Source organism: Nevskiales bacterium (assembly GCA_035574475.1).
Taxonomy (GTDB): Bacteria; Pseudomonadota; Gammaproteobacteria; order Nevskiales; family DATLYR01; genus DATLYR01.
Map to the genome: position 1 here is coordinate 1 of DATLYR010000051.1, position 6,329 is coordinate 6,329.

General features: G+C 65.3%; 7 protein-coding genes. 3 read left to right on the plus strand and 4 right to left on the minus strand.

The features are described 5' to 3' along the window. Positions 1-158 precede the first annotated feature (158 nt). The 3 genes from VNJ47_03165 (at position 159) to VNJ47_03175 (ending at position 2,765) form a co-directional block, all read left to right on the plus strand. The gene (locus tag VNJ47_03165; protein ID HXG27831.1) at positions 159-1,214 is read left to right on the plus strand and encodes a hypothetical protein; all 1,056 of its coding nucleotides are present in this window, start codon (positions 159-161) and stop codon (positions 1,212-1,214) included. Between the two features lie 12 nt (positions 1,215-1,226). Next, positions 1,227-1,751, plus strand: a complete 525-nt coding sequence (locus VNJ47_03170) for a hypothetical protein (GenBank protein ID HXG27832.1) — start codon at positions 1,227-1,229, stop codon at positions 1,749-1,751. 168 nt (positions 1,752-1,919) lie between these two features. Further along, entirely contained in the window at positions 1,920-2,765 is an 846-nt protein-coding gene (locus VNJ47_03175) for a DNA adenine methylase (protein HXG27833.1), read from the plus strand. A gap of 128 nt (positions 2,766-2,893) precedes the next feature. On the opposite strand, the gene ftsX is transcribed toward VNJ47_03175, so the two are convergent. Genes ftsX through VNJ47_03195 form a run of 4 tightly spaced genes read right to left on the minus strand, consistent with a single transcriptional unit; the run spans position 2,894 to position 6,265 of the window. Beyond that, complete coding sequence (gene ftsX / locus VNJ47_03180) at positions 2,894-3,859, minus strand: permease-like cell division protein FtsX (GenBank protein ID HXG27834.1); 966 nt, start codon at positions 3,857-3,859, stop codon at positions 2,894-2,896. Next, positions 3,856-4,542, minus strand: a complete 687-nt coding sequence (ftsE, locus tag VNJ47_03185; GenBank protein HXG27835.1) for a cell division ATP-binding protein FtsE — start codon at positions 4,540-4,542, stop codon at positions 3,856-3,858. Before ftsE ends, ftsX begins: the two co-directional genes overlap by 4 nt. Continuing rightward, a complete protein-coding gene (gene ftsY, locus VNJ47_03190) occupies positions 4,539-5,510 on the minus strand; it encodes a signal recognition particle-docking protein FtsY (GenBank protein ID HXG27836.1) in 972 nt (323 codons plus the stop codon). The genes ftsE and ftsY overlap by 4 nt, the downstream gene beginning before the upstream one ends. Then, on the minus strand, positions 5,507-6,265 hold the full coding sequence (locus tag VNJ47_03195) for a TerC family protein (protein ID HXG27837.1): 759 nt from the start codon (positions 6,263-6,265) through the stop codon (positions 5,507-5,509). The genes ftsY and VNJ47_03195 overlap by 4 nt, the downstream gene beginning before the upstream one ends. Positions 6,266-6,329: the final 64 nt, after the last annotated feature.

Below are 6,329 nucleotides of genomic sequence, written 5' to 3' on the forward strand. Positions count from 1 at the left end.
GTGCTGAGCGATGAGGTCAGCATCATTTCAGAGTTCACCTGCGAGACCCCCTGCGAAGAGCCGCTGCGCATGTGGGGTAACGATCTGCTGGAGTGCGTGGTCGGCAAGCTGGTCCCCGCGCACGCAAAAGTCCTGTTTGTATACGGAGGTTAACCCCCATGCATCGTGTAGATACTTCCACCGCTATACCGGCACTGCCGGCCAATGAGCCGGCCGGCGCGCCCGGCTACTTCAGCAAGGGCGATCCGGGACTCGGCCAGTCGGCCACGGTGCCGGGTAAAGACTGGTTCAACGCCGTGCAGGAGGAGATCGTCCATGTGATCCTGCAGGCGGGCCTCGTGCTGGACAAGGCGCTGCATACGCAGCTGTTCAGCGCGATCGTCAAGCACATCGTAGCCCGCGTAGCCGGCTTCGTGCTCTACGATGCGGCCCCGGAGTACATCGCTGCCACGCAGTTCAGAGTGCCCGGCAACAAGACCGGCGATTTCCGGGTCAACCGGCGCGTGAAGGTCACCGACTTAACTACCTTTGGTGAGCGGATTACCGCCAGCTCTTACGACGGTGTGGCCGACAAGACACTGGTGACGATTACCAACCAGAACGGCGCACTCACCAACGCACTGGCGGCGGTAGCTCTGGGCATCGGCGATCCACACAAGCCCATCGACGCACTGGAGGTCGCCGGGCATAAGCCAGTGATCCAGTCCGTCTATTCGGAGATCGCCACCCGCACGGTTTACAACTCTGCACCTCGCATCGGCTATATCGGCACAGGTACAGGAACGGCCCCAGGCACATTCACATCAGACCGAGGTGCCCAGATTAGCCAGATATCAATCACGCCCCGACTTGGGAACAGCAAAATTCGGATTACGGCCAAGGTCTATGTGAACGAAGTCACCAATACAGATAACAGCACTGCTGTTGCTGTTTTTAAAGACGCTGACGTCAACCCGACCGCTGTTGAGTACGGGCCAGACTATTTGGTTGGAGCAATGGGGGTGAGGCAGGCCCTCTATCTGCAGCGTGAAATTGCCTCGCCGGGCGCGGGTGTTGCAGTGGACTTTAAGTTCCGTGCTGCGCTGTCGTTAGAAAACAACAGCACAGCCAACACCACATTGGTCGTGAGCGGCGCAGGAAGCGGTGGTAGAACCGACGACATCCCGGGTCTGATCTCGACCTTCCTGGTCGAAGAGATCGCACCTCTCACCTAACAGGATGCAGCCATGAGAATCGTTAACAACCTTCCCGAATGCCTGCTTGCTTTGGCTCCTGGCGTCGCCTTCGTCGTGCACGGGAACGATTACGACGCGCTGGAGTGGCCCAAGGATAAGCACGGTCAAGACTTACCCGGCAAGCCCACTTACGAAGATCTGCTGGCCCAGCAGAGTGTTACCGCCCTACAGCTCGCACAATCGCGCAAGCTCACCGAGCTGGAACGTGCTTGCCGCGCCGAGATTGTCGGCGGCTTCGAATCCAGCGTCTTGGGCAGTGCACACCGCTACGACAGCGCCGAAACCGACCAGCTCAACCTGATCGGCGCGGCTGCGCTGGGCGTCGATCTGCAATATCGCTGCACTGATGTCGCCACTGGGGTCAAGCAGCACCGCCTGCACACGCATGCCCAGATCGCGCAGGTTCTGGCTGACGGGGCGGCGATCAAGATGACTTTGCTGCAAACCCTGGCCGCCAAGCGCGCTCAAGTCGAGGCAGCCGAGTCGATCGAGGAGATCGAGGAGATCAGTTGGTGATCGACGACTTCGAGGGTTTGTAGGAAGAGGACAGCGACCAGGCCGGCGTGCGCGAACACGTCGGCCTGGCCATCCAAGCCCACGGCTTTTCCCGTGGACCGGACCAAGGCTGCCCACCGTGCGCGCACGGCGAAGGCAGTCTAACAAACAAGAAAAAGGACCGGCCACATGAGCAGCACACCCATCGTTCCCTGGATAGGCGGCAAGCGGCGCTTGGCGCCGGTGATCTTGCCGCTGTTCCCGGAACACACCTGCTACGTCGAGCCCTTCTGCGGCGCGGCGGCGCTCTACTTCATGAAGCAGCCCTCCGAGGTGGAGGTGCTCAACGACATCAACGGCGAGCTGGTGAACCTGTACCGGGTGGTGAAGCATCATCTGGAGGAGTTCGTGCGGCAGTTTAAGTGGGCGCTCACGAGCCGGCAGATCTACGAATGGCACAAGATCACACGGCCGGAGACCCTCACCGACATCCAGCGCGCCGCGCGCTTCTTTTACCTGCAGAAGCAGGCCTTCGGCGGGAAGGTGGATTGCCAGGCCTTCGGCACCGCAACCACCAGCGGCCCACGCCTGAACCTGCTGCGCCTGGAGGAGGATCTGAGCGCCGCCCACCTGCGCCTGGCCGACACCTATATAGAACACCTGCCCTGGGACGCCTGCGTGGCCAAGTACGATCGGCCGCACAGCCTCTTCTACTGCGATCCGCCCTACTGGGAGACCGAGGGCTATGGGGTAGACTTCCCCATCGACGAATATGAGCGGATGGCCCGGCTAGCCCGCGAGATCGAGGGCACCATGATCATCAGCGTCAACGATCACCCGGAAATGCGGCGGGTGTTCGGAGGGCTGCCCATGAAGGCCGTGCCGATCACCTACACCGTGGGCGGCGGCGGCAACCCGGCCGAGCGACTCGAGCTGGTCATCGGCAACTGGCCGGCCGGCTGGCCAGCACCGCGGCCGGCGCCACAGCGCGAGCTGTTCGAAGGGGGCTTCGAGAGCCCGTTTCGGGGGGTTTAAGGGTGCCTGGAAGGGGGGTAAAGTGGCCGTCGGCGATTATTCTCAAACCAAGTGTCCGAGATTCTCAAACCAAGTGTCGCGTTACATTCCCCTCGCCCGCGAGCGGGAGAGGGGTGGGGGAGAGGGTTCTAGCGCGGCTCGATGTCGCCGAGGTGGCGGGCCACCGTCCACCAGGAACCGAGCCAGCCGAGCAGCAGCGCGCCGAACAGCAGCACCAGCGAGGCTTCGAGTCCCAGGCCGCTCAGGCGATAGTCGCTCTGGTACAGGCTGGCGAGCTTCTGCACGGGATCGGACAGGGTCCACAGGCCGAGGGTGACCAGCAGCCAGGCCAGTGCGCCGCCGAGCAGGCCGAAGCAGGCGCCGGTGTAGAGGAAGGGCCGGCGGATGAAGGCGTCGGTGGCGCCGATCAGCTTGAGCACCACGATCTCCTCGCGCCGGCTCTGGATGTCGAGGCGGATGGTATTGCCGACCGTGATCACGATCGCCAGCGCCAGCAGCGCGCCGATGACCTGCACCGCCAGGCGCACGATGTCGAGGATGGCGTAGAGCCGTTCCAGCCAGGCGGTGTCCAGCCGCGCCTGGTCCACGCCCGGCAGGGCACTCAGCTCGCGCACCAGCTGGTCGATCTGCTGCGGCCCCTGGTCGGTATCGGGTTGGACGACGATGACGGCCGGCAGAGGGTTTTCCTGCAGCACGTCCAGCGCCTCCCCGAAGCCGGACAGCTGACGGAACTCGGCCAGCGCCTGCGCGCGCGAGATGTACTGCGCGTCGGCCACGCCCGGGCGCTTGGCCAGCTCGCGCGCCAGCTTCTGGCCGTCCGCCTCGCTCACCGAATCGCGCAGGAACAACGAGGCCTGCACCGAGCTCTCCCAGCTGTAGCTCAGCGTGCTGATGTTCTGCAGTAACACGTGCAGGCCGGCGGGCAGCGCCAGGGTGATGCCGATGGCGGCCGCGGTCAGCAGGCTGCCGCCGGGATTGCGCAGCAGGCGGCGCAGGGTGAACAGCAGCACGCGCAGGTGTTCGCGCAGGTAGGCGAGCAGGGCCTCGCGCAGCGTGGCATCGCGGCCGCGCAGCTTGCCCGCACGCGCGGTCACGGCGCGCCCCCCGCCGGCGTCTGCGAGATCACGCGGCCTTCCTCGAGATGGATGATGCGACGCTGCATGCGCCCGATCAGCTCGAAGGCGTGGCTCGCGACCAGTACGCTGACTCCGACCTCGTTGAGCCGTCCGAACAGGCGCATGATGTCCACCGCCAGGTCCGGGTCGAGGTTGGCGGTGGGCTCGTCGGCCAGCAGCAGCTGCGGGCGCGAGACCACCGCGCGCGCGATGCCGACGCGCTGCTGCTCGCCGCCGGACAGCGTCAGCGGCATGGCGCGTTCCTTGTGCAGCAGCCCGACGATGTCCAGCGCGCCGCGCACGCGGCGGCCGATCACGTCCTGCGGCAGGCCGCGGAAGATCAGCGGCATGGCGACATTGTCGAACACGCTGCGGTCGTTGAGCAGCGCATAGTTCTGGAAGATGATGCCGAGTCCCTGGCGCAGCCTGGGAATCTGGCGCCGGCGGATGGTGGCGAGATTCTTGCCGTTGACGATGATCTGGCCGCGCGTAGGACGCTCGATCAGCGCGATGAGCTTGAGCAGCGTGCTCTTGCCCGCACCGGAATGCCCGGTGAGAAAGGCCATCTCGCCCTGGCCCAGCGCGAAGCTGACGTCGACCAGCGCCTCGCGGCCGCCGTCGTAACGTTTGAACACATTGTGGAATTCGACGATGTGGCTCATGGACTCGCTTCGCGGCCGGCCGGCTCGAACAGCGCATCGATGAACTGGCCGGCGTCGAATACGCCCAGATCCTCGCGTTGCTCGCCCACGCCAATATAGCGGATCGGCAGTGCCAGACGCTGGGCCAGCGCGAACAGGATGCCGCCCTTGGCGGTGCCGTCGAGCTTGGTCAGGGTGATGCCGGTCAGGCCCACGGCCGCATGGAATTGCAGTGCCTGGCTGAGGGCGTTCTGGCCGGTGCCGGCGTCCACCACCAGCATGATCTCGTGCGGGGCGTAGGGATCGTGCTTCTGGATCACGCGCTTGATCTTGCGCAGCTCGTCCATCAGGTGACCCTGGGTGTGCAGCCGTCCGGCGGTGTCGGCGATCAGCACGTCGATGCCACGCGCCTTGGCCGCCTGCACGGCGTCGAAGATCACCGAGGCGGCGTCGGCATCCTGGCCCTGGGCGATTACCGGCACGCCGTTGCGCTCGCCCCAGACCTTGAGCTGCTCGACCGCCGCGGCGCGGAAGGTGTCGCCGGCGGCCAGCATCACCGACAGGCCCTGATCTCGGAGGCGCTGCGCCAGCTTGCCGATGGTGGTGGTCTTGCCGACGCCGTTGACGCCCACCATTAGGATGACGAACGGCCGGATGAAGTCGGGAATCTGCAGCGGCTGCGAGCAGGGTTGCAGCACCGCGAGCAATGCTTCGCGCAGTGCCTGGCGCAGCTGATGCGGGGTCTTGATGCGGCCGGCGCTCTGCTGCCGACGCAGTTCGCGCATCACCTGCTCTGTCGCCTCGACGCCGACGTCGGCGCTCAGCAGCCGCACTTCCAGTTCCTCGAACACCGCGTCGTCCAGGCCGCGTCCGGCGAGCAGCTGCGTCAGGTCGCGCCCGAGCGGCCCGGCACTGCGGTTGAGGCCCGCGCGCAGCCGCTGGAAGAAGCCGGGTCGCGCGGGCGGCGCGGCCGTATCCGCGGTGATCATTGTTTCCCGTCGCGCACGTAGCGCTCGTGCAGGTGCACCGGCTCGATAGCCTTCTTGCGGCGCAGGCGCATGTTGAACAGCTCGACGCCGACCGAGAAGACCATGGCGAAGTACAGATAGCCCTTCGGGACGTGGTGGCCCAGGCCTTCGGCGACCAGCGCCATGCCGATCAGCAGCAGGAAGGCCAGCGCCAGCACCTTGATGGTCGGATGGCGCGAGACGAAACGTCCGATCACGCCGGCGAAGGCCATCATCAGGCCGACCGAGGCGACCACGGCGGCCACCATCACCTCGATGTGCTCGACCATGCCGACCGCGGTGATGATGGAATCCAGCGAGAACACTGCGTCGATCAGGATGATCTGCACAATGATCGCGCCCATGGTCGCGCGCACTGCGCTCGAGGCCTCGCCTTCCTCGCCCTCGAGCAGGCCATGCATTTCCTTGGTGGACTTCCACAGCAGGAACAGGCCGCCGCCGAGCAGGATCAGGTCGCGGCCGGAGATTTCCTGGCCCAGCGCGCTGAACAGCGGGGCGGTCAGCCCGACCAGCCAGCTGAGCAGGAACAGCAGGCCCAGGCGCATGACCATCGCCAAGGCGAGCCCCAGCCGGCGCACGAACTCGCGCTGCTGCACCGGCAGCTTGTCCACCAGGATGGAGATGAAAATGATGTTGTCGATGCCGAGCACCAGTTCCAGGGTGGTCAGGGTCAGGAAGGCGATCCAGGCTTCGGGGCTGGTCAGCAGTTCGAGCATGTCGGTTCCGTGGCGGGTCGGGTGGTGAGGCGGAAAGCGCGGGCGCCGCGCGCAGCAAGCATAT